We start from the raw sequence: 23,564 nt of genomic DNA on the forward strand, positions 1-23,564 counted from the left end.
ACTAATTAATGCATGTCCTGACTTCTCGGGACGATGATAAGGCTTAACACGAACTCCTTGGGATTCATATCCCCACCCAGCGTCAAGTGTCTGAAAACGAACTGTATCTCCATTTCAATAGTTAGAATTGGTGCAACCTCTGTTGAAAAAAAACCAATCAGTGAATCCTGCTCTAAAAAAACCTGATGTATTGTCAATGTAATCGCCTCCATTTGAGAGAAACCAATGACAATTAATTTGACCTAGAACCACAAACCCCTTTTTTATCCAGTTGATATTGTAAGTATCCTGCCCGTCCCTCAGTTTTAAGGGTTTCTCTCACATATACTCACTCATTCGCAGGATTTCACCACCATGGATTAGATATGGAGGCGGAGAAAGCTGGGGGCGAGAGCCGTGGTGTCGACAACTTTAGTCGAATATATTGTTTACATCCTGTCTATCATATAATGTATATTTATGCGGATGCATATTTTTGTACCTGGGCAGCTTATTTTTGTATATAGAAGGTTATTCAAGTATATTCTTGTCCCAAAACAATTATTGTGAAATTAAGCTTTTCAATTCAAGTATGTTCATGTCGCTACACAATTTTTTAGCCTCCTCAACACTCCTGACTCATTCAATACGCCTATCGTACGTTTGCAGTTCAAACGCAACTCGATCTGCAAGTTCTTCTGTAGGCAACTCCAGTAGCGGCTCATCAAAAACAGCTGCGACGCCCCACACTACATCACTCGATTCAAGGAGAATGTGATAGTTTCATCGGGCTGGTAATAAACACGCGTCAAGCGCTTGATGATATTTTAACTTCATATATCCTTTTGGGATAATTATCTCGGACTTATCCATGACAAGATAAGGGGGAAATGCTTTGACTCTATTTATCAAACGTAACATCATAAGGTGCTTAGGCTGTAATGATATATTGGAATCAACACATAGGTATGATTACCGAGCCTGCAGATGTAGGCGTGTATCGGTTGATGGTGGTTTGGACTATTTAAAGCGAGGATTCCCGTCTCCCCCCCCCTGAAGGTTGGTATGAAGAACTGTCTGATTACGATAACTTGGTTGAGAAAGCGAAAACAGTTGAGTAACGAAGCAAGTCGACCCAGCCAGCTTGCTTGACCGCGTCATGAGCCCGTTTTCCCGGGCGGAAACCATAGCTGTACCTTATATGATGTTCCACATCTTATCTTTTTGATGGAGAAAGATACTTCTTTATTTTGTCTCTATTCGAAATGGATTCATTTCCGTCAAGTTTGAACGAGATCTGAGAGATTTCCGCCATGAGTTGCTCTGCTTCAACATTCACCGCGAGGTCTAATCGACTGAACAACATTGATGCAAAGTATAGCTGCTCTAACGCTTCCTGTTCTGATGGATGTATCGAATGGTCATGAGCTAGCCTCGCCTGTAACTAAGCCTTCTTCGACCAACGTCCGCATCATCATCAAGCTCGGCTGCTCTTCATTTACTTCAGGGAAGAAGACGACATAGTCCTTGCGTTCAACTGATACCGCATCACCCCAATATTTCGAAAGCCCTTGAAGGTTCTGCAAAGCTTTCAGTTTACGTTCCGGTACGGATGGGAACTGATCAACGATTTGTTGAATAGAATACCCCTCCGAATATCCGTTGGGATTACCGATGCATAGTGTTGCTACCGGCTCTTTGTTAATCGTACGGTATCGGGTGAATGCCGACACCTTCATCAACTGTGGCAGAAGTTTACGTTCAGCAGGTAAATCTTCCAAACACTCGCGGATGATTTTGAAGTCACCGCAACTTGGACAGTTTATCAGATAAACCTCTGACCTGTCTCTCATTTGTACTGCTTCGTTACCACAAAGCGGACAATTTATCTTCGATGTCAATACCGATCACTCCATTTGTTAAATTCACATGCATTGGCATATGTGAATATTCACCAACAGGAGCCTTAACTCCTGCACCGAAAACACGAATCGACACGAACCCCGTTTGGAGAGAGAAAATATGCGGCTACCCATATTGTATAGCCGCATTCAAAGATTTCTTACCGACTCCATTCATTAAAGGCTTCAGTTATTTCATTTTGCACCGCGGCAATGTCTACAAGTTCTTGTCATAACTCGGCAATGTGCCCATGTTCTTGTCATTGACGCAGGACAAGAACATGGTTACATAAATAAAAAAATCCGCTTAAGTAGCGGAATCGATTGTACGAATGTTCTTGTCATCCGACATGTTGTTGTTGTCTATAGGAGGATCTATTATTTATTTTTTATTTAAGTAGTAATCATGAAGAACGAGTACTCATTCCCGAAGATCAATATGCAATAGGGTTTTCGATCGTAAGCTGAAAAAGCTCCGTTGATCTTAGAAATGTAAGTCCAAACTGTCTCGTAATTTCGATCTTTCTGAGATCGGTTGAGCATGGTCTTCCTCTTTTCATAGTTTTAAGTGTATTGGCGACATTCATTTTCTGTTCGATAGCTAATATATCATTCGTTTTTAGTCCGCTAACAGTATTCAATACCCTTCGACTTTTCCTTTATTTGTTACCCCTTTTCCTTTTTATTGAGCAAATCTGCCCGTTAGCTTAATTTTTCCCCCTTATTCTCACACATGGGCTCATAAAGCAAAAAAGTCGCATTCATCGCGACTTTGAATGGGACAATGTTCTTGACTTCCGGCAAAGGATTTCGGGGGTGTATGAATAGGAGTGTATTTGATCTGGTCCCCAGCCCCAATTTCCTCTTGCGGATCGGACGCAAAAAAACGTACTTTGTTCGCATCCTTGGAACAAAAGACGTTCTTCATTTATCGAAAAATTGCTTCAAATTGCTAAAGCGATTTGTGCTGAAGGTGGTTAGACATTTATACAAAACGCTAGATTTTAGACATATGTCTGGTGTTTACTCTCCAAAGCTTGTTCCTGGAAACAAGGTGTATCGATCTAAATACTGGGTAGATTTCGGTACGATCTTCACCGATTTAATTTTGTTAGTTCCCTCAAATGTGAATTTCCATTTTTCTATTTTGACATTGTAATCATCTTCTGCGGTGACTCGTTGCACAATACGTACAGTTAAAGTATTTTCACTGCGGTCTACAGGTTGCATTTCGACAATGCTGGTCATATTGTAGGTTCCAGTAGGGAAGCTTTCATTGTAAATATCTGTTTTGAATGCCGGTGCGTTTAATGCAAGTACATCTTCCTTCTGTCGATTATCGTAGGCCATAATCCAATTAAATGCTAGATCACGCTGATTTACATAGGATACGCTGCCGGTTTCCGTTTTGAAATTCGGATCGGAATTGACGTAAACTGTTTTACTCTTATTGTTCCATTGAACATTTGCTCCCAGGCCCTCAGATATTGTACGAAGTGGTACATAGACTGTTCCATCAATAATTTTCGGTGCTGTTTTGCTTTGAGTGATATTGCCATGAACAAAGACTTTAGGAGCTACTGTTGCAGCATAAGCACCTGCGCTAAATACGGTTGTGAGCAGGACTCCAGCAAGTCCTATTTTGACATTACGTTTCATTAGTTCTCCTCCAAGCTGTATTTAGATTTTGATATATGTAATTAATAATAGGGCAAAATGGAATAATAATCAAAAAATGCAATTGGGGTGGAGTTACTTCCACCACCAAGTTTCAGAGCATCTGTAGCTTTAGTTTTAGTTTAAGAAAAACCGTACACGGAATTGCTACCCGTCCTCCTTTTTTGGAGTCCAGAGCAGCCCTAATTTCAAAACTCCTTATTCTAGTGAGCTCTATGAACCATCCATTCAAGAACGTGCATCAATTTTACTTTGTTACCGTTTGTCGAGCCCTTTATTAGAAGAATGGTATCCGGCCGAAGCTGTTTAGAAAGTTCTGCTTTTAAATCAGTCATGTTAGTGAAATGTTTAATCTTCTTACGGGCAAAACCGGCTTTCTCCGCTCCGACCCCTATATATCTTGAGTATAGGCCATACGTGTAAAGCTCTATCAGTCCTTTCCGTGCGAGTTTTCGACCCTGTGCCACTTATACTCACTCAGCTCTTCCGGCGTTCCCTCGAGTCTTCCATTCGTGTGTAAGATCATAGGATTATCCCCCTTTTCCCAAAATAAAAAGCCGCTCAAATGAGCAGCTTTATTTCCACATATTGATTCGAATGTATTTGCTAGATAACTTAGTTTTCGATCCTGCTCTCATCCCAAATTACAAAACCTTTGCCGCTATCACCGATCGGCCCTCTGAATTTGACATAGAGTTCTGTTGTTTTATCTGGCAGAACAAGGACATATTAACGTCACTTACCATAAACGCTGCTTCATACTGTGTTTCTCCAAAAATTAAATCATCTTTATTTCGAGTAATACCACTTACATCGTAGCTCGCTGTCATATGTGAAACATTCTTAGGGGATTGTCAATATCCTCGACTACGAACATCGATAATCCACCGGAAGCAGACAAGTTACGTTGTTATCTGTATTTCAGACGCTACAACAAGTTCGATTCTCCGAATTCGATTCTTATCTCTTTCTTGAACGATAAATGTAATTGGTCCATACTGCCACTCTTCGCCTTTCTGCAGTTCGGGATGTCTACTGAATAGCCATCCACCAATGGTGTCCACATCCTCGTCCGTAAGGGGGATTCCTATTAGTTGATTCACTTCGTCAAGTAAGGTATTGCCCTGAACAAGGTATCGGTTATCTCCTATCTTCTCAACTGGTTTTTTCTCATCCGCATCGAACTCATCTCGAATTTCGCCAACAATCTCCTCTAGAATGTCCTCGATCGTGATAAGTCCGGAAGTCCCACCATATTCATCCAGCAGTAATGCGATGTGAACCCGTTGTTGCTGCATTTTTGAAAGCAGAGTTTTGATTGGCATAACTTCTGGTACGGTAAGCAGCGGTTGAATGAGCGATTTCAGATCAAAGTCCGGCTGGTTGTCATAATGTAGAAAGAATTGCTTCGTATTGATAAAGCCAATGATGTGATCCTTGCTCTCGCTTGCAACCGGAAAACGTGTATATTGCTCCTTTTTAATGATCGATATGTTTTCGGACAGCGATTTATCCATATACAGACAGATCATATCTGTGCGGGGCACCATTATCTCTCTAGCCAAGAGCTCATCAAAGGTAAAAATTTTATTCACATAACCGTATTCTGTTTTGTTGATTTTTCCGCTCTCAAAGCTTTCCGATAAAATAATCCGAATCTCTTCCTCGGAATGAGCTTCCTCATGCTCGCTCGCAGGCCGCATGCCTAGCGCTCGGACGAGAAGGTTCGCGGAACCATTGAGTACCCAGATAAACGGATACATAAGCTTGTAGAAGAAAATGATGAGCGGCGCCGTTACTACGCTCACTTGCTCTGCCTTCTGAATCGCAATTGATTTAGGAGCAAGTTCTCCGATAACCACATGCAGAAAAGTGATCAGCGCGAACGCAATGGCGAACGATAAGATATGGCCCGCGTCCTCGGAAATCCCTAAATCATGGAACACCGGGTAGAGCAACTTCTCGACCGTAGGTTCGCCGAGCCAGCCGAGACCCAGTGCGGTAATCGTAATACCGAGTTGACAGGCGGACAAGTACCCATCCAAATTCGATGTCACTTTTTGCACGGCAAGTGCGTTCTTACGGCCTTCGTTAACCATTTGGTCGACACGACTGCCTCGGAGCTTTACAATTGCAAATTCGGTCGCAACGAAAAACGCAGTAAGCACAATTAAGATAACAATCATCACAATGTTTAGTGTCATTTTATCCTCCATTTTTTATCGAACACCTCAGAGAAGAGTTCTTATGAACTTATTATAATACGAAGTTGTCTAAGCTTCAAATCTGGTTTTAGACAGAATATCGCTGAATTCACCCAAAAAATCGATACAACTGGCATGAGTCAATGCCGCCTTATTGTTTTCCTTTTGACATCTGCTCAATAGTCCGATTATTATAGGTTCATAAGAACTCATACGAAATGAGGTAGCTCCCATGGAGACACTAACGTTTACTCGCAAAGATATGGCACAATTGCTTTCATCGCTTAATGGGACCATGAGCGACTCTCCCTTAACTACTATCCAAACTGTTTGGAGAGCCAAGCATCTGAAGGAGCTTGAACAAGGAAATTCAATGTCTGCTTTTATTGCTACCAGTCTCCCGCCGGTTCTAGAACGAATGATTAAATCATCAGATGCTGTTCCTTCGTTTTCGCTGCTCGACATCGTTTCATTAGGCGCACAAATTGAATATACGAATTTCTCCATTTCATCGATCCAAAACTGGGTGAAACGTGATTTTAAAGATATTATCGGGCATCCAGAGGACGGTAAAAAATATTCCCTTCAGCAAGTGGCTTTATTTTTCATAATCGAGGATTTGAGGTCTACGCTCGATTATGAAGCGATCCGCAACTTCTTCCGAATGGTTTTCCCCGAGAACACGCAGCGATTCATCAGTCCCTTGAATTTCTATGCTGCTTATGCAGGCCTATTTGAAGATTTAGACGAGAGGTACAAGAGCTACTCCGGGGCTCGTGCCGATCTAGTCTACAAGTGGGATCAAATGATTCATGAATTAGCCAGGGACTATGTGACTGGTCTTACTGAAAAGACCGATCAGGAAAAGGAGACGATTCAAACCGCTCTGCATGTTGCGTTGATTTCTGTGCATACTTCGTGCTTTCAGGCATTATCGCGTCGATATGTGAATGGCATGGTCTTTTTGCATGATCTCAGGTAATCATGCTTCTATTGCGCAGATTGCATCTATATTTGTGTCGCAGTTAGAGAAAGTGACTATGATTGTGTCGCAAAGAATAAGACACAATCATAGTCACTTTGTTTTGAGAATGCTTATTTTATTTAGATTTGAATGCCACTATATTTGCGTCGCTACACAGTTGTCTAATCATCACGATAAATCCAGACGGCGCGATTCATTCACGAACCCATGCTGTTGTAACAAAGTTTTCACGACTATTATAACTTTCTCCGGAAAAGGCACATCGGTATAACTCGCCTGTAGGGTCAAAATCAAGATTATCATCTGTTTCATCATCTTCTTCTGACATTAATCCAAATACGCTTTTTGTGGTGATGAGCAATCGAAGAAAATCAATAAAGTTACGTGCAATTAACTTAGCAACACCATATCTATAGGAATGCTTTCCCACTATTAATTTGCATAGTCATCCATATTCATCCGTGATAATGCCAATTTGCTCATAATAACGGATCGTTAAAATTGGGAGATCAATATTTTTTGCTACTTCACTTATCTTCATGACCATCTCCCCTTTTTTAGCGCTTGCTTTGAAGTGTAAAAATGAGAGAAACCTGCATGAGCAACTTTACAGCCTACTACCAGAAAACAACGACTTCAATAAACCTGTATTAGCACCAGAGGCAAAGAAAAACTTGCGCCACTGGCCTCCTTCAACCAGACACAAGTCTTGACATCTTCAGCTATAATTGCGGTATTTTTCGACGCTAACAATATTGAATATACGGACGAAATTTATAATAAAGAAGTAGAACTTGGCTACATGCCGCTTTACCAGTAGATACGATTACCACTTGGGCATGAACGGACTTCTTCTAGGATTCCATCGACAGCAATAAACGCGTTTCTTATCCGTTTTTCTTCATTCGGTACTGCCCAGGTGTCATGCCTTCCTGCTTACGGAACAGCCGGATGAAATACGAGGGATGATACCCGACCGACTCGGCGATCTCGTTCACTTTGAGATCGGTCGTGCACAGCAGCTCGCGGCCCCGTTCAAGACGAAGTTCCATCACATAATCGACGAAATTTTTGCCATAGGCCAGCTTGAATGAGCGGCTGAGCGTATAAGGACTGAGGCCAAAACGTTCCGCACAGCTCTCCAGAGAGAAATCTGCCGTATAATCACGTTCGATCTCCTCCTTGACTCGTTCCGCGAGACGATCCGTATACTGCCGCTCGGCGCTGCCAATTTCGCGGCCATAAGGTTCCAATACCTGTTCACGCACAAAGGCGGCCATTGCTTTGGGCTGGCGTATAGTGGCAAGACGTTCATACAGCCCCATACAGTCGATATGCTCGGGTTGAGCGCCGTTCCTCATCATCGTGTGCAGCAGACTGCCGAGCAGATGCAAAGTCAGATTGCGCATTTCCGGCTTCGAGGCCGCTCGGCGTGCCAGCTCATCCATAAATTCATCCGTCAGCTGGGCCGCTTCCTCGATTTGGCCAAGCTTGACACTGCGGAGCAGCTCACGTTCGAGCTCGAATGGATAAGTGCTCTGCTGATCTAGATCCGGCCTCCATTCATCGAGATGCAGAACCCGACAATCTTCGTCCTGCTGAATATGACGCAGCGCAGCTCGCAGAGAATGAAGCAGCTCTGGCACTTCCAGAATTCCGGAAGCACTGCCTATGCACACTAGGGTTTGAAGCCGCAGCACAGAGCGTATCGTACCCGCCAACTCTCCCGCCAGCGCTTTTTCTAGATCCGTCTCGGCTGTACAGCCGTTTTCATCTATGGAATAAGGAATCAGCACGGCAGCGGTCGAATCCTGAAAATTTACAACGATTGCACGTTCTGTATGCTGCTCCACAAATTCATGAGCTACGTTGGCGGCAGCGAACGTCATCAGCAGTTCATCTTCTTCACGGAACTTCGATTCCGGCGGCGATAGCACGCCGACCTGCAGCAAGAAAACTAACATCCGCTCGTCGGGATGGATCGACCATCCGAATCTTTCCATTCGTGACAGCAGTTCTCGCTCGCTCCATGTCTGATAATGACCCTGCATCAGCTGCATCAAAAAGGCGGATCTCAATTCGGGATACGTGTGTTCGAGCCGGGCCTCGGCTTCTCGTTTGGCGTCGGACAGACCGCGCCAACTCGCCTCGATATAGTGAAGCTCGTCGTATGGATGCATGGCATTCTCTATTCCGGTACCGTCAGGTCCGCTTTTGGAACGCTGGCTTATGCGTATTCTTCGGAGCAGCCCGCTCAGGCCTTTTTCTCCACCAGACGTTTCTGCCGTCCCCGCAGCCCTGTCAGCCGAAGGTTGACCGAGCGCCGGTGAAAACTGGCTGCCGAGGATATGTACCAATCGACCTATCGGCCGGTGTAACCGATGCGAAGCCAACCAGGCGAGCAGCAGCGCCAGCAGCATACCGGCCAAACTGACGGCGAGCAGCGAACGTGAGAGCAGCACGACAGGGCGAGTTAGCGCTTCTAAAGGCGACACCGTCACATAAGTCCAATCGACCCCCGGACGCTGCAGTTGGCTATGGGAGACGGAGTAGGTTTTGCCCTGCCATTTGAACAGGTAAGAATCCGGTGTTTCCGAAACCTGCGTTCGAAGCTCTTCACGCAGCGCGGATTCGAAAGTCAGGGTTCGCATCGGATCGTCGGACGGCACATCCGACATGCGGATTAAGGGTGGTCCAGAACTTGCAAATAGAAACGAAGCGCCTTTATCATCGAACAATGCCCGGCGCATTCGTTCTTCAATTTGTTTTCTGTCCATGTTCAACAGGAGAGCTCCATAAGGATCTCCGTAACCGGGCAGCTTCCGGACTAATACGACCTCGCCGTTCTCGGAAGCCGTCCAGCGAAAATCTTCCAGCCAATACAAAGCGGACGGGGCATCAACAATGCTCTGAAACCGCTTACTATCTTCTAAGAACGAAACCTTCCTTAACCCTTCCGTATCCGATAGCAAAAGCGGCTCGTTATGAGCAAGCAGCAGCTTTGCATCTTTCAGCTCCGGATAAGACGCTTTCATCAGTCCCAGAAAGCGATACAGCTCCTGGGTTCTCTGGTATTCCATACGAAGATTTGCTCTTCTCAGATCAGCGTCAAGTCTCGGATCTAGCGCCCAACGGGCCGCGGACTGTTCCACCTGCTCGAACAGTTCGTCCATACTTTCTGCCGAGCGTTTAACGAGTGCCCGGTGGCTGCTCATCACCTCGCGTTCGATATGCTCCGTACCGAGCACATAAGACGAGAAACCGATAACCGCTGTTGGGATGCTTGACATGCACAGTGCCAGGATCAGGCTGTAACGATAAAAGCGTCCTTTTCCTTCCCGGCTTCGACGCGGCAGCCGAAAATTTAGCCAGCTTCGAATATCAGTCACTCCTGTTCCCCCCTGCTCTCTAAATACTATTAACAGTCTACATACGACTAATTTTATTAAAAAAGAGGAACATATACAATGAAGCCCCCGTTTCCGGAGGCTCCCCTGTTTACATGCAGCTTTTGCGTAATAACTCAGCCAGCTGCTTATTGCTCCGCTTGACGGTCGGCATAAGCCTGATTCAGCTCATCCGTAATTTTTTGCAGATCGGAATCGTTTTTCAATTTCTCGACAAAATTGTCCCAGTCCGACAGCGACTGCTTGCCGAGTATAATCTTGGTTTTCATATCCTGAATATTCTTTGCGAGCTCAGGTCCCACCGAAATATTCGTTTCCGAATACAATCCAATCGCTTTGTCAGGAACACTTATTTTTGCACGCTCGTCGATGATCTTTTTGTTCCGCTCAAAAATCTCCAGCGGCATACCGCCCCGATACGCGCGCATATATTTGTCATAATTCATGAAGATTTGACCAAGCGCCTGCGAGCCAACAATATCGGTCTTAGCTTTCTCCGTCGCCATCTTGATTCCGTTCTCTTCCGTATAGTGAACCCCTTCCAGACCGTAGCTGGCCAGCGTTCCGCCTTCTTCCGACGCGCCGTAGTCCATCAGTTCAAGCAGCTTTTTCATTTTTTCTTCCGATACCGTTTTGGGGATCACGAACATTCCGAAGAATCCGCCGTCTTTGTTGGTCCAGCCGTTCATCGAGACAAGCGGCAGAAAATCCGCGTCCGGGTTACTCTTCAAATTCGCTTCCATTGGCTCCCACGCCGCTTCGACGGTGTTAACGGCGGCGCCAGCACGGCCCGTGTTCAGCTGATCCTTGGTCTGGCTCTCTTTCAGTACGGCGAGATCCTCCGAAATCAAGCCTTCAGCATAAGCTTTGCTTAACCATTCCAGAGCATCGCGCATTTCCGGCATCAGGTTAACGTTGACCAGCTTGCCGTCGACATCTTTCCAATCACCAGTATTTTGCGTGAATGCGCTGACGATTGCCCCATAGCTGCCGATATTATTTTGATTGACCAATCCTGTGAATCCGATCGTATCGTCTTTACCATTGCCATCCGGATCGTTTTTCGTAAATGCCTTGAGCACTTCGTAAAATTCGTCTGTCGTTTCCGGAATGTCCATGCCTACATTGTCCAGCCAGTCTTTACGCAGGAACAGGAATGGGCCTCCTTCGACCGGACGTACCCGGGGAATCCCATAATTTTTGCCGTCGGCCTGCTTGGTGTTGATCCAGGACTCTTTCGGAAACCCCGACAGGTTAGGGTAGTCTTGAATATATGGCGTCAGATCCCAGAATGCGCCCTGCTTCACCATCGTACGTACCTGAGCCGAGAAGGGATCGTCGACCAGCATCAGATCAGGAATGTCGCCCGACGCCAGCGTAACGTTTACCTTGTCGCCGTAGCTGTTCGGTGATACCCACGTGATATTGAGATCGGTATTCGTCCTCTTCTCGATCTCTTGAACGATTACATTGTCTTCTCCGGGCGGTTCAGGTGTAAAATACATCGACATGATACTGACCGGCATCGGCTTTCCATCTGCCGGCACGCCGGATTCGGCTTTTTGACTGCTGCAGGCTGCTGTAACCAGGGACAGTGCCATAATGGATACCAATCCCAACTTTACTCCCATTTTCTTTCTCATTTGAATCTCCCCTTTTATTCGGATATATAAATTATTTTGCCTGAACCCTGTGCTTACTCTTTCACCGAACCGACCATCGCGCCTTTAGCGAAATGCTTTTGCAAAAATGGATAGACCATCAGGATCGGAACGGTTGCGATTACAACGGCGGCCATTTTCAACGTTTCCGACGGAATCTGCTGCTCGGCGGTTATCTCGGCCGCTGCCGTTCCTCCCGAAGCCGTCGACGAGTCGATCAGCATGTTTTGCAGTAAGACTTGTAGAGGCTGCTTGTTGAAATCATTGATATAGAGCAGCGCGGTGAAGAAGGTGTTCCAGTACGCTACAGCGTAAAACAGGCCAAATGCGGCCAGTGATGGCAGTGACAGCGGCAGTATGATACGCCACCAGACTCCGATATCGTTGCAGCCGTCGATACGGGCCGCTTCTTCCAGACTGGACGGGATACTGTCGAAGAAACCTTTCATCAATAATACATACCACCCGCTGGTCAGCACCGGCAGTATCAACGACCAGATACTGTTGATCAAATTGAGATCGCGGATTAACAGGTACGGCGGAATAATACCGGGATTAAAAAGCGTGGTCAGCAGAATCAACAGCATCATCACCCGCCGCCCCTGCAGTCGTCTCCGCGACAGGGCATATGAGAGACAGGATGTCACAAATAAGCTGAGTGCCGTGCCGACGGTAGCCAGAAACGCACTGTTGCCCATTGCAAGCATAAAAGAATTGGTGGACAACAAATACCGGTAAGAATCAAGACTCCACTTACTCGGGAATAGCGTCGCTTTGTTGCGAATGAATTCTGCCGGGTCACTGAACGACACGACCAGCACATAATACAAAGGAAACAACGTGACCAGACCGATCACAGTCAGAAAAAATAGATTAGCCGCATTGAATAGACGATCGCTTTTGGACTGGAGCATAAAAAACCCGCGCCTCCTTTCCTTTCTTCACACCGGTTGGAACTTCCTATGAACCTTTTATTAATAAACACCGTCTTCGCCGAATTTCTTGGCCAGCTTGTTCGCTCCGATAACTAGGATCAGACCTACAACCGATTTGAATACGCCGACGGCAGTACTGAAACTGAGTTGGCCTTGCTTGATACCAAGCCGGTACACATAAGTATCGAATACATCTGCTACTTCGGATACGGCGCCGTTCATCATCAGGAAGACTTGTTCGAAGCCGACGTCCATAATATGGCCAATCCGCAATATAAGCAGGATGATGACGACCGAACGGATGCCCGGCAGAGTAATATGCCAGATCTGCCGGAAGCGTCCCGCTCCGTCGATCTTGGCTGCTTCGTTCAACTGCGGATCGATCCCGGCCATCGCGGCAAGGAACAATACCGTACCCCAGCCTGCTTCCTTCCAGATCGACTGGACGGTCAACAGACCCCAGAAGTAATCGGGATTGGTCAGAAAATCGATCTTGTTCAGACCGGCCGCCACCAGAAGCTGATTGATGATGCCTTCGCCGGTAGACAGAAGAAGAAACGTAATACCGACGATAATGACCCAAGACAGAAAATGCGGCAGATAAACGATCGACTGAATCGTTTTACGGAACTTGTTGCCGCGCAGCTCGTTCATCATGACTGATAACAAAATTGGCAGCGGGAAGAAAAAGACCAGTGACAGCAAATTGATCGCCATCGTGTTTCGGAACAAGATCAGAAAGTCGGGATTCGAAAAGAAACGGATGTAATGTTCGAAACCGACCCACGGACTTGCCCACATCCCCTGATAAGGCGAATAATCTTGAAACGAGATCACGATGCCCCACATTGGCACGTACTTAAATAGAATAAAGAACACGATGCCCGGCAGCGCAAGCAGATACAAAAAGCGATCGCGCTTGACGCCTTTCCAGATACTTCGTCTTCGCTCCGCAGCCTGACTCTTCCTGTATGCGCTTTCTATTTTTCTTTGGACGACTGTGTCCATTTGGGAAGCCATATCTCCACACCTCCATCTGCTGGTTTACCTTTCACCCGGATCATCCGTGTTCCGGCATGCTCGGGAGCGGTTAATGTCAGCATAGGGGCTGAGGAAATTTCCGGCAACCGACGCTTTTTGCGGCAATCTATGTAACGAAGAAAAGCGTATCATATGTTGTACGCGCTAACAAAAAACAAGAAGGAAAAGTCCACAAATAAGCTGACCCCCCTGCGAATTTCCGGGCATTGACTTTTCTTGCAAGCGTGATTAATTCGCTTAACCACGCGGATTATGGCACTAGTGTATCCTGCTGAGACATTTCCAAAGGTTAGCTTTCCATAACACAAAAAGCCGCGATCTACGCGGCTATTCCTGAGATAATGTTTCTTGTCATCCTTCTTCATTGACTCAAGGCTTATGTTTCCAATGTCTTTAAATAAGCGGATATGTAGTCCTTACTGTAATGAATATGCCGATTGTCTGCTTCTAGCTTGCTGAGCATGATTCCGCCCTCAAGCGCGGCCATAAGAAAAGAGGCTACGCCATCTTGATCGATGTTGGATTTGAATTCCCCATTCGTTATACCCTCTTGTAAGATGTTCTTGATAAATGTGATGAAGCTGCGCATGCGATCCCGGGTTTTCTCACGCAGTAATGGGTGACCATCATCGTGTTCTATGGCGGCATTCATCAACGGACAGCCTCCTGCAAAAGGAGGCGATTCAACCACGTTGCTGTACAATTCAAACATACTGATCAGTTTTCCCATAGCTGATTGCCGGGCATTGACCGCTGCTGCAAATTGCTTGAATACAGTGTCGGCGGCATATTCAAAGGCTTCCACTGCAATTTCATCTTTGTTGACGAAATGTTTATAGATGCCCCCCTTCTGAATCCCCGTAGCGTTTGTAATTTCAGTGAGAGAGACGCCGGCATAACCTTGCAGGTTAAAAAGCTCGGCTGATTTGCTAATGATGTGTCTGCGGGTTTGCTCGCCTTTTTTCATATCCTCCACCTCCGGCTTGTGTCATTCACTGAAATGGGAGTGATGCTTTGCAGCTTCAATAATCGGAATTAGTTTGATATCGTTTTTTTTCTGAACTTGGTAAGTAAAATGCTCGATCATTTTCTGATTAATCCCAAGGCGCGGGTATTCTCCAATAATCTGCTGGATAAGATCTTTTGGAAAAAGATCGACCCGAAAACCTGCATCAACCATCACCCCTAAATGTACCAGAGCAATCTCGGGCTGTTTTTTTTCCGCTTCGACGGTGGCATGCAGTTCTACCGCTTTTTGTACAATTTCCGCTTTTTCAATTGGATAACCATGTTGAACCAAGAAGTGGCAGGCCGCTTCTCCACCCTCGATTTCAAACGTACGCTCTCTGTCTGCGAAGGGTTCGGTCAAACCCAAATCATGCATGATGGAACCAAGATACAGCAATTCCATATCAATGTTCAGTTCATTTTTTTGAGCGATCATATAGCCGAAAGCATATGTTCTCATCAGATGATTGAATAAGGTTTGGGTTGAAAGCTCTCGCACATAATGAGTGGCATCTTCGGACAACTTGCTGTCTGGAACAATAAACAGGGAATTCATGTATTACTCTCCTTTTGTGTTAAAAATAATACGTCCTTCCTATCCAGCACAAAAAAGATACCGATCGGTATCTCTTTAGATTAGCATAGTTGATGATGGTTGCGAAACCGCAGCTACATCTTCTTAGAATGCCTGCTCAAATTGGCCGTTGCGTCTTGCCATTACCAAAAAAACCTGCGAATATGCAGGCTTTTAACCTCTATTGAATGCGTAATTAAAAAAACCTGCAAATGTGCAGGTTCTTCGGAAGATCTCCTCAGTAACAGAGCGCCCCACGCTAAATACCTGCACAAACGCAGGTATTTAGCTGCATGTGGAGATTTAGCGGGAAAATTCCTGCACTATCGCAGGTTCTCATCATTAGTTACCTTGCTGCGTAGTGCCAGTGAGTACCTCGCTGAATACAGGGCATATGGCTTATCACTCGCCTGCTCCCCCTACCCTGTCGTGCCGTGCTCAACAGAATCCATTAGTCTTCCATCTTTCATACGGATTACACGGTCAGTTGCTGATGCAACGATCGGGTCATGCGTGACGATCACGATGGTCACCTGCTTGTCTGTGTTTATCTTACGCAGTAAGGTTACGATCGCCTCTGATGTCACAGATAATTCGAAACCGTTACGATGCCCCTCGCGAATATGACCGTTATCGTTTAAATCATCACAATTGCCATGACCCTATTTATTCTTCCTCGTATACCGAAGACTGCATCCGGTGCAGCTCAGCATACAATCCGTCTTGACGAATAAGCGTCTCATGTGTGCCTGTCTCCGCGACCTCGCCATGGCGAAGAAGCACGATATGATCCGCCAGCTTAGCGGTGCTAAGACGATGCGAGACGATAATGACGGTTTTGTTCGCTGCAAGCGTCCGCAAGCTTCGGATCATTTCGTATTCGGCATATGGGTCCAGCGCCGAGGTCGGCTCATCGAATAGCAGGATATAAGCCGACTCTTCGCGCATATAAGCTCGCGAAGTTGCGATTCGCTGCCATTCGCCGCCGGAGAGGTTTATTCCGTTGAACAACCGCCCAATCTCGGTTTCATATCCTTCCGGCAGCTTCTCCGCTACGCTGCTGGCTCCCCCGATCTGTGCGGCCTTCCTGATCAAATCCGGTTGCTTCATCTCCGGCAAATGTCCGATGCCGATATTGGAGTTCATATTCATCTCGTAACGTACAAAATCTTGAAAAATCGCTGTTGTGTGTCTTCGTAGTTCATGTATCCGGTAATCCCGAAGCGGATTGCCGTTGTAATAAATGGTGCCGGATACCGGTTCATAGAAACGGAGCAGCAGCTTAAGCAGCGTACTCTTTCCACTTCCGTTCTCCCCGATCAGAACCGTAATATGGCCGGCCGGTATGGTCAGATCTTCAATATGCAGCGTATCTTGGTCCTCACGATAAGCAAATCGCACCCGTTCGAACCGGAAGCCCGACGCTGCTGCCGGAGCGGGTTCTTCGCCCGTTTGCTCTGGCAGCTCAGCATGGAGAAAACCCATGATAGAGCTGATATTATTGATCTCTCTCGCCCCTATCGCAAACACTCCGAATAACTGGGTCACCCCTTCGCGAAGCTGATACAGCGCCCCGATAAACAGCAGTAACTGACCCGGTTGCACCTTCCCGGCCATGGCGTTTCGCACGATAAGGATCAGTGCTAAGCCGCAAATGATTGCTTCGAATAGCCCCCAGGCCATATTGTGCAACGTCCATTTACGCTGATCTACGGCGAGCACGGCGATCAGTTCGCGGGTAGCCGACTCGTATTTTGCTTTGAAATACGGGGTCGCGTTGAACAACTTGATCTCATTCGCCGCTTCATGCTGAAGGGGGAGCCCCATGAAATATTCCGCCCGCCGCCGCAACTCCTGAACCTGCGGCCTGCCCTCGAAGGTGACATTATTGAGCCTTGCTTCGACAAACAGGCGCGGCAGCGCCAGCATTACAAATAGCAGTGGCGCATAAGGAAGCACCGTCCAGATCAGCAGTGATCCTGCGGCGATCTGAACAATCCCCCCCAGCGCATTCGCCGTCATGTCCAGCCAGAGCGTGATGAAATATTCGTTGTACCTCGCGACCTTCAGCTTGGTATGGAAACCCGCCTGCTCGAAAGGAGCAATGTCGGTCAAATCATTCGCCTTCTGCATCAAACGTTCGTCGATGTTCCGTTGAATTTGAGCCGTCAACAGTTTCTTGTGCATTTCCACCAGCGGCTGGATCGCATCGACGACGATCGTCAGCAGAATAAATAGAATCGCGAGCCAATAGATCGGCCCGAATGCGGACAAGAGATTAACATCCCGGATGAGTTCGTCGATGATGAACGTACTAAGCCAAATTAGAAGCGGACCAAGCAGCGCCTCTGCGATTGTCATTGCGAATACGATCGCGCACCGTCTCGGGTCTGAACGATAGATCAGACACAGCCCCCACCACGCCTGATGCAAGGCGCGGAGCTTATTATGCATCCGCTCGGAAAGCGGCTGCTTGCAGCTGGTACATGTGCGCATATTCTCCACCTAACTTCATCAGCTCTGCATGCGAGCCTTCCTCAATTATTCTTCCGTCTTGCAAAACGAGAATCCGATTCGCCATCTTGACCGTGCTGAACCGATGCGAAATCAGAAGAACGGACTTCCCTGCCGTCAGCTGGCGAAACTGTTGAAACAGCTCATATTCCGCTTGAATATCAAGCGCGGCCGCAGGCTCGTCCAGAATGAGGAGGTCTGCGCCGCGATAAATCGCGCGCGCGATGGCCAGTCGCTGCCATTGCCCGCCCGACAAATCCACACCGCCCCACTCCGGTCCCAATAGAGTATGATAACGATGCGGCAGCCGCTCGATAAAATCGTCAGCCTGCGCCTGCGCGGCCGCCGACGCCAACTCTGCTGCGTTCAGGCCGGGATGACCAGTAAGGCAAATGTTCTCCTCCACGCTCACCGCATATTGTCCGTAATCCTGGAAAACCGCCGAAATGCGATCTCGCAATTGTTGAATAGCCAGCTTCTCGACCTCCACGCCATCGACGAGAATCGAACCGCTGGTTGCCTGATAGAAGCGGCAAATCAATTTCACCAGCGTCGTCTTACCGGAGCCGTTCGCGCCGACAAGAGCGACGCACTCCCCTGGCGCAATGGAGAAGCTGATCCCCTCTAGAGCAAACTCCCTTGAAGGCTGTTCGATCTCCGCCTGCTCGTCCGCATCCCATTGATCCTGCCAGCCTTCACCCTCGCATTCCTCATTTGCTGCTTCCTCATCTTCCTCCGCTGCGTCTTGCTCGCATGCTCCATCGTTCTCGCGCGAAGATTCGTATTTGAAATAGACATCCCGAAACTCGATCGCCATCGGTGTCCCTTTAACAGTCTCTACAGGAAGTGCGGGCGCTGCGATGTCCGGCTCCGCCTCAATAAACAGCCGAAAGTCGTCCCCCATGCGCCACAATTCCAATGCATCGGCCCCGTCCTTGGCCGTCTCCCGCAGCGCATGGGATAGCTGAAAGACGGCCAGCAAATACATGGCGATCTCCCCCAGCGTAACGTTCCCGCTCCCGATCCTGTACGCGATCCACATATAACCCAAGCCCGCAACGCCTCCAGACAACAGCCCTGTCATCACGGAGCCGTATGCGAATCGGCGCTGGAGCCGCTGATATCGCGTATAAATCCGGGTGAACATCTCCCTGTACATGCGCTTAAAATAATCGCCCGCGCCAAACAAGCGAATCTCTTTGGCCGCTCTGCGTCCAAGCAGCAGGTCGCGCGCATAGTTCATTCTGCGGCGTTCTTCCGCCGACTGCTTCTCATATTCCCAGTCCATTTGTCCGTATCGGTTCTGCTTCAAGGCAAACGGGATGGTGCTGAGGACGAGCAACAGCGCAAGGATAATGGATAAGTTGCCGATAAGGACGATGATGCCTGCCAAGGAAACAAACCCGGTTACGAAGCTCATGCTAATCGTGATTAACTGGACTGGAAGCCACTCTGACGCATCACGCAGCGCCTCCAGTCGGTTGCGGTACGCCTTCTGATCGAAAAATTTCATGCCCGGCACCGATTCCCAAGCTTGCAGCAACATCAGGTTAATCGTAAGCATGGACCGCTCCGATAAAATTTTTCCCGCCCAGATCTGGAGCGAAGAAAGAATAACCAGCACCACCATACTGCCGGCATAAGCGCCTGCCCAGAACAGGCTGTGGCTCCCATGAGAATCACTGACGGTTAATCCGTCGATGATTTGCTTGGACGCATAGAGCTGCAGGACAGGCGCAAGCCCGCTTAGCAGCATGCAACCAATAAGCGAGAGAACGAGCAGTGGCCCCGATTTCCAGATAAGCGCACCCAGCAGCCTGAACGTCCGCCACTGTTCGGACAGCAAGCTCAGCCGCACTTGATGCCATTTCGTATTCTCCATCTGATTCGTCACGATCGTTCACCATGTTTCCGTCATTATTTGGTGCATCCGATGCGCAGGCCCGGATCGCCTACGGTCTCCAGTTCAGCAAGCAAACGCGGATTGCCCGGCCTTGCTCGTTCCAGGACATAATGTCGCCCCATGGCCATCTCGCGCAGCCAGATTTCCATATCGATAACCATGCGCAGAAATTGATAGGACATGCCCAGATCGTTGTTGCTGTCATCGGATCGGATCAGCGTGCTGACCAGATGGTCCCAGAACTTTTGCTTGTCGATGACCTCCAAGTGATGAAGCTGGATATCTTCGGACCGATCGAAGAGCTGAAGCAAATTTCTTCGCTCGTTCAGCAGACTTTTCCGCGCCATGTGCGCATACGTCGTCTTTGTAACTCGATCATACAGATAACGTGGAAGTATATCCACAAAAGCTTTGCGGAGCAGCATTTTAGTGCCGTAATAAAGCTCGATCTTGGCACGATCGATATCGTAATGCTGTTCCGTTGGAACAGAGAACGAAAGCTCGATAATTCGCTTGTCGAAGAAGGGATGCATATTCTGCATCGACACGCCGACCGCATCCAGGTAACTGGCTCTTGGCCAGGTATAGTCGTAGTGATATCTTCTCCCCCAGCTAGCGAGCGGCTTGCTCTCCTTGTATCTGGTATGCTCCGACTGTTTGGCCTGGCTCTCACGAGCCAAATGCTTCGCCGTGAAATACTCCGGCATAGGATATTCCGTATCTGACCAGGCAAGTTTCGCGTACATAATGTCATTCACGATTGGAACGAGCGGTGCGATCCCATAGGTGAGACCGAGCTTCAGCGCTTTGCCCAGCCGTCGGTCGGACCAACTCCACAGCGCTGATTTGAAAACAGAGAACTTCCGCTGGCGCAGCAGCGAATCCAATACATAGCGCTCTCCCGTAAAGAGAAAGTCGCCGCCTTCGCCCGTGAGGCCTGCATCGGTGTCGAATTCGTTGGCAATGGCATTATAGGTTTCGTTGATCAATACATTCGCTCTAGGGTCAGGCCCATCCAAATACCATAACGGGTCACGGCCCAGCTCTGCGTTGGAAATTTGAAGCGTTTGATCGCCCAATATAATAATGCCCGGTATGCCCAAATCGTTGTAGAGCTTTCTCACCACATCCCGGTCATTGCTTTGCACCATATCCTCGCCTTTGAACGAGATGTTCACATTAATGATTTTATCCGCACGTCCCCCCGCGATCGCCGCAGCGAGCACGTTGGCGGAATCGAGTCCGCCGCTTACCTCGACAATCGTTTTGGAATGGTGCAATCGGTCGTTGACCGATTCGATCATGCGTTCCCGGAACTGGGGAATGGCATCCGCTTGAAGAAGGGGAAGCTGAACCAGATCATTAATTCCCCAATAAGATTGAATCTGAAGCTGCCGTTCTTCCCATCTCGCGATACTTGCGGAAGGAAGCTTCCGAATTTCCTGGAAGAAGGTACTGTCGTCAAAGCTGTTCTCCCCGATCGAATATTGCGTGGTCAAGTAAGAGAGGCAGCGATCAAGATCGATCTCGAATGGCACCGCCTCCGCGTGCAGCAAGGCGCGTAAATCATTCGAAACATACAATTCACCCGTTGGGCTGATCCAATAATAGATCGGCCTTGTTCCATACAAATCATTCGCTATGTATACCTGATTACGGTAGGAATCCCAAGCCACGGTTGTAAAATCGCCGTGACATCCGCGCAGCATTTTACGGGGATCATCGGTCATCTCGCGATGCAGAAGCGCCCGGTCATGCGGCGCCAGCGGCTCCAACAGCTTCGGCTGTGACGGCAGCCTTATCCAACCGTCGAGCGCAATCGGCGCCTGCAGCTGCTCGGCTGACGGCTTTCCGGTTCGACGCGTTTCGTACCGATAGGTGAATTCGGCCATGTGAAAGCGATCGTCATTGTAATTGGCATGACGGGTCATCGTCGGCTGCAGCCAATCGGACAGACAGCTTGTCCAGCAGCTCCAATCCCTCTCCGTCCCGCCATGCAGAGCGGTCCATATTTTCATGGGATCGATAGGGCCCACCTTTCCGCTTGCTCTTTCAATCGAAGGACCTTGGTGATGTGCAGGTCGCCATACTTTTCTTGCGGGTCGAGCATTTGACCGTCAGGCATTCGTACCCAGGCATGAGCGAACAGCTTCTCGTCAATCTTCTTCAGGCCGATCAGCAGTTCCGCATCTACCCCGTTGCAGAACAGAAGCGCTTGCATCGTTACTGCCACCGAAACGCAGGTCGCGACCAGTTGATCTTCCTCATCCATGCTGATGAAAGCGCGTCCGATTTCGTATAACTCCTTGTATGAAGGAGGTGTCGTCTTACGCCGCGCTGCGCTCTCGTACAAGGGGAACAGCTGGATACCCAGCTTGCGGTAAGCAGAGGAGAATTCTTCCTCCTGCAGCATAGCGCGAATCATGGCATGAATGAGCGGCGTATAGCATTCGTTAGGAGCCATTTTGCGAAAAAAATTACTCCTCATACGCGGACACCGAGATCAGGTCTTTCTGCCGCAGATGGGCAATTGCTTCTTGAAGCAGCACTTCTAGCGTCTCGGACGGATGCTCATAAATCTGCCGCCAGCGGGCAAGAATCACCGAAGCGTGCTTAGGCCCATCTCCGAGCTCCTGCCATAGCGCCATCGTCGCCCCTTCCAGTCCGAAGTATGCGCCATTGTTCATATCCAGCAGAACAATTTCGTCCCCTAGATCTGTCGTGTAGACTTCTTCTCTCTGGCCTAATAACATCTTAAACCCTCACCTACCCTAGAATGGGAAATGAGAGAGTGGTTGAATGTCCACTCCCTCGTACATAATAAGTAAATTAGCCCTTCTTGCCTCTGCCGAATTTGCCATCGCCCGGCTTGCTTTTCTTCGCAAGCGTGATATTCATGAACGTGCCGTATTCCTTGACGAGACCCGCTTTCAATGTCATGCTATTCACCACCCTTCCTATGAACTGCCTTGCATTCCTAATATTACCGGAGACGCAGCCGGAAGGTTATCCATGTTTTTGATTCGGGCATGGCTAGGGACAACTCCGATTTCCTCTTAGGCAAACAAGTGAGAACCTCCTAAATGGATCTGGGAGATTCGCGCTTGTTTGCTAGATCTGGGATGGGATGTCTTCAAACAACAGCAGTCCTTTCTTCAAGGCGATCTGGGCGGCCTGTCTGCGGTTTTTCACCTGCAGCTTGCGATTGATGTTCGTAATGTGATTATCGATCGTTTTCTCTTCCACGCACAGAATGCGGCAAATCTCGGCTGTCGTTTTGCCGAGATGAACATAGGAGAGTATCCGCCTCTCTTGGGGCGTTAGCAGCTTTCGAGCTTGCTCCTGCCTTAATTGCTTAAATTGGCTGCGGATCGCTTCCGCGGAAGAAGCGTGGATCGCGGCGCATCCGTTATGAGCATCACGGATGGCTTGGGGAATCGTTTGGTAATCCGTGGACTTCACAATGTAGTTTATCGCTCCGAATAAGTAGGCATCCCAAATCACCTTCTCGTCATCGAGTGAAGAGAGCATCACGATCTTCCGCTCGCGGTTGCCTTCCAGCAGCTCATTAATCGCATGAAGCCCGTCGATGGTATGGTTAAACATAATGTCAAGAAGAATGACGTCCACTTCGAGATGCGGAATCATCTGCAAAGCGACCTCTGGAGAAGGGATCGCAGCCACCAGCAGAATATCAGTCGTTTTGCCGATGATCCACTTGATTCCCTCAACCCAATCCGGATCATCCTCGATCAATAACACCCGGATCGTCAAT

General features: G+C 48.0%; 20 protein-coding genes and 1 pseudogene. 3 read left to right on the forward strand and 18 right to left on the reverse strand.

Annotation, left to right across the window (positions count from 1 at the left end; all coding sequences use genetic code 11):
* Positions 1–874 precede the first annotated feature (874 nt).
* Entirely contained in the window at positions 875–1,036 is a 162-nt protein-coding gene (locus tag L1N82_RS23645) for a DUF7695 domain-containing protein (protein WP_456238737.1), read from the forward strand.
* Between the two features lie 364 nt (positions 1,037–1,400).
* Here L1N82_RS23645 and L1N82_RS04005 read toward each other — a convergent pair whose 3' ends face one another.
* The 3 genes from L1N82_RS04005 to L1N82_RS04015 all read right to left on the reverse strand — a co-directional run bounded on the left by L1N82_RS04005 (position 1,401) and on the right by L1N82_RS04015 (position 5,773).
* Positions 1,401–1,880: a hypothetical protein gene (locus L1N82_RS04005; RefSeq protein WP_235286059.1), complete on the reverse strand. Its 480-nt coding sequence runs from the start codon at positions 1,878–1,880 to the stop codon at positions 1,401–1,403.
* 1,023 nt (positions 1,881–2,903) lie between these two features.
* Positions 2,904–3,539: a copper amine oxidase N-terminal domain-containing protein gene (locus L1N82_RS04010; protein ID WP_235286060.1), complete on the reverse strand. Its 636-nt coding sequence runs from the start codon at positions 3,537–3,539 to the stop codon at positions 2,904–2,906.
* Between the two features lie 920 nt (positions 3,540–4,459).
* The gene (locus L1N82_RS04015; protein ID WP_407946674.1) at positions 4,460–5,773 is read right to left on the reverse strand and encodes a hemolysin family protein; all 1,314 of its coding nucleotides are present in this window, start codon (positions 5,771–5,773) and stop codon (positions 4,460–4,462) included.
* 220 nt (positions 5,774–5,993) lie between these two features.
* Between L1N82_RS04015 and L1N82_RS04020 the strand changes: the two genes are divergently transcribed.
* On the forward strand, positions 5,994–6,743 hold the full coding sequence (locus tag L1N82_RS04020; RefSeq protein WP_235286062.1) for a DUF1836 domain-containing protein: 750 nt from the start codon (positions 5,994–5,996) through the stop codon (positions 6,741–6,743).
* A 196-nt stretch (positions 6,744–6,939) separates the two neighbouring features.
* Here the strand turns inward: L1N82_RS04020 and L1N82_RS04025 are convergent, their stop codons facing one another.
* Positions 6,940–7,176 (reverse strand): hypothetical protein, encoded by a 237-nt coding sequence (locus L1N82_RS04025; protein WP_235286064.1) that lies wholly within the window; start codon positions 7,174–7,176, stop codon positions 6,940–6,942.
* A gap of 222 nt (positions 7,177–7,398) precedes the next feature.
* Between L1N82_RS04025 and L1N82_RS04030 the strand changes: the two are divergent.
* Positions 7,399–7,554: pseudogene (locus L1N82_RS04030) on the forward strand (nitroreductase family protein); the annotation flags it as partial.
* 79 nt (positions 7,555–7,633) lie between these two features.
* Here L1N82_RS04030 and L1N82_RS23385 read toward each other — a convergent pair.
* From L1N82_RS23385 to L1N82_RS04095, 14 genes are all read right to left on the reverse strand, one after another.
* Positions 7,634–10,135, reverse strand: a complete 2,502-nt coding sequence (locus L1N82_RS23385; RefSeq protein ID WP_235286065.1) for an AraC family transcriptional regulator — start codon at positions 10,133–10,135, stop codon at positions 7,634–7,636.
* Between the two features lie 146 nt (positions 10,136–10,281).
* On the reverse strand, positions 10,282–11,796 hold the full coding sequence (locus tag L1N82_RS04040; protein WP_235286067.1) for an extracellular solute-binding protein: 1,515 nt from the start codon (positions 11,794–11,796) through the stop codon (positions 10,282–10,284).
* 53 nt (positions 11,797–11,849) lie between these two features.
* Positions 11,850–12,728 (reverse strand): carbohydrate ABC transporter permease, encoded by an 879-nt coding sequence (locus tag L1N82_RS04045; protein WP_235286068.1) that lies wholly within the window; start codon positions 12,726–12,728, stop codon positions 11,850–11,852.
* Positions 12,729–12,788: 60 nt separating this feature from the next.
* Positions 12,789–13,769, reverse strand: coding sequence for an ABC transporter permease (locus L1N82_RS04050; RefSeq protein WP_328284422.1), 981 nt, complete (start codon positions 13,767–13,769; stop codon positions 12,789–12,791).
* Between the two features lie 397 nt (positions 13,770–14,166).
* Positions 14,167–14,757, reverse strand: a complete 591-nt coding sequence (locus L1N82_RS04055; RefSeq protein WP_235286069.1) for a TetR/AcrR family transcriptional regulator — start codon at positions 14,755–14,757, stop codon at positions 14,167–14,169.
* A 21-nt stretch (positions 14,758–14,778) separates the two neighbouring features.
* On the reverse strand, positions 14,779–15,354 hold the full coding sequence (locus tag L1N82_RS04060) for an HD domain-containing protein (protein ID WP_235286070.1): 576 nt from the start codon (positions 15,352–15,354) through the stop codon (positions 14,779–14,781).
* A gap of 437 nt (positions 15,355–15,791) precedes the next feature.
* Positions 15,792–15,959, reverse strand: coding sequence for a hypothetical protein (locus L1N82_RS04065; RefSeq protein WP_235286071.1), 168 nt, complete (start codon positions 15,957–15,959; stop codon positions 15,792–15,794).
* 79 nt (positions 15,960–16,038) lie between these two features.
* Complete coding sequence (locus L1N82_RS04070) at positions 16,039–17,868, reverse strand: ABC transporter ATP-binding protein (protein ID WP_235286073.1); 1,830 nt, start codon at positions 17,866–17,868, stop codon at positions 16,039–16,041.
* Positions 17,819–19,780: an ABC transporter ATP-binding protein gene (locus tag L1N82_RS04075; RefSeq protein WP_235286074.1), complete on the reverse strand. Its 1,962-nt coding sequence runs from the start codon at positions 19,778–19,780 to the stop codon at positions 17,819–17,821. The genes L1N82_RS04070 and L1N82_RS04075 overlap by 50 nt, the downstream gene beginning before the upstream one ends.
* Positions 19,781–19,803: 23 nt before the next feature.
* The gene (locus L1N82_RS04080) at positions 19,804–21,807 is read right to left on the reverse strand and encodes an asparagine synthase-related protein (protein ID WP_235286075.1); all 2,004 of its coding nucleotides are present in this window, start codon (positions 21,805–21,807) and stop codon (positions 19,804–19,806) included.
* Entirely contained in the window at positions 21,804–22,277 is a 474-nt protein-coding gene (locus L1N82_RS04085; protein ID WP_235286076.1) for a lasso peptide biosynthesis B2 protein, read from the reverse strand. The genes L1N82_RS04080 and L1N82_RS04085 overlap by 4 nt, the downstream gene beginning before the upstream one ends.
* Positions 22,267–22,542, reverse strand: coding sequence for a PqqD family protein (locus L1N82_RS04090; protein ID WP_235286078.1), 276 nt, complete (start codon positions 22,540–22,542; stop codon positions 22,267–22,269). Before L1N82_RS04090 ends, L1N82_RS04085 begins: the two co-directional genes overlap by 11 nt.
* A gap of 76 nt (positions 22,543–22,618) precedes the next feature.
* Positions 22,619–22,729 (reverse strand): lariocidin family lasso peptide, encoded by a 111-nt coding sequence (locus tag L1N82_RS23650; RefSeq protein ID WP_456238738.1) that lies wholly within the window; start codon positions 22,727–22,729, stop codon positions 22,619–22,621.
* A gap of 171 nt (positions 22,730–22,900) precedes the next feature.
* Entirely contained in the window at positions 22,901–23,563 is a 663-nt protein-coding gene (locus tag L1N82_RS04095; protein ID WP_235286079.1) for a response regulator transcription factor, read from the reverse strand.
* Position 23,564: the final 1 nt, after the last annotated feature.

This window comes from Paenibacillus tarimensis (assembly GCF_021532315.1).
In the GTDB taxonomy this organism is placed as follows: Bacteria; Bacillota; Bacilli; order Paenibacillales; family Paenibacillaceae; genus Paenibacillus_I; species Paenibacillus_I tarimensis.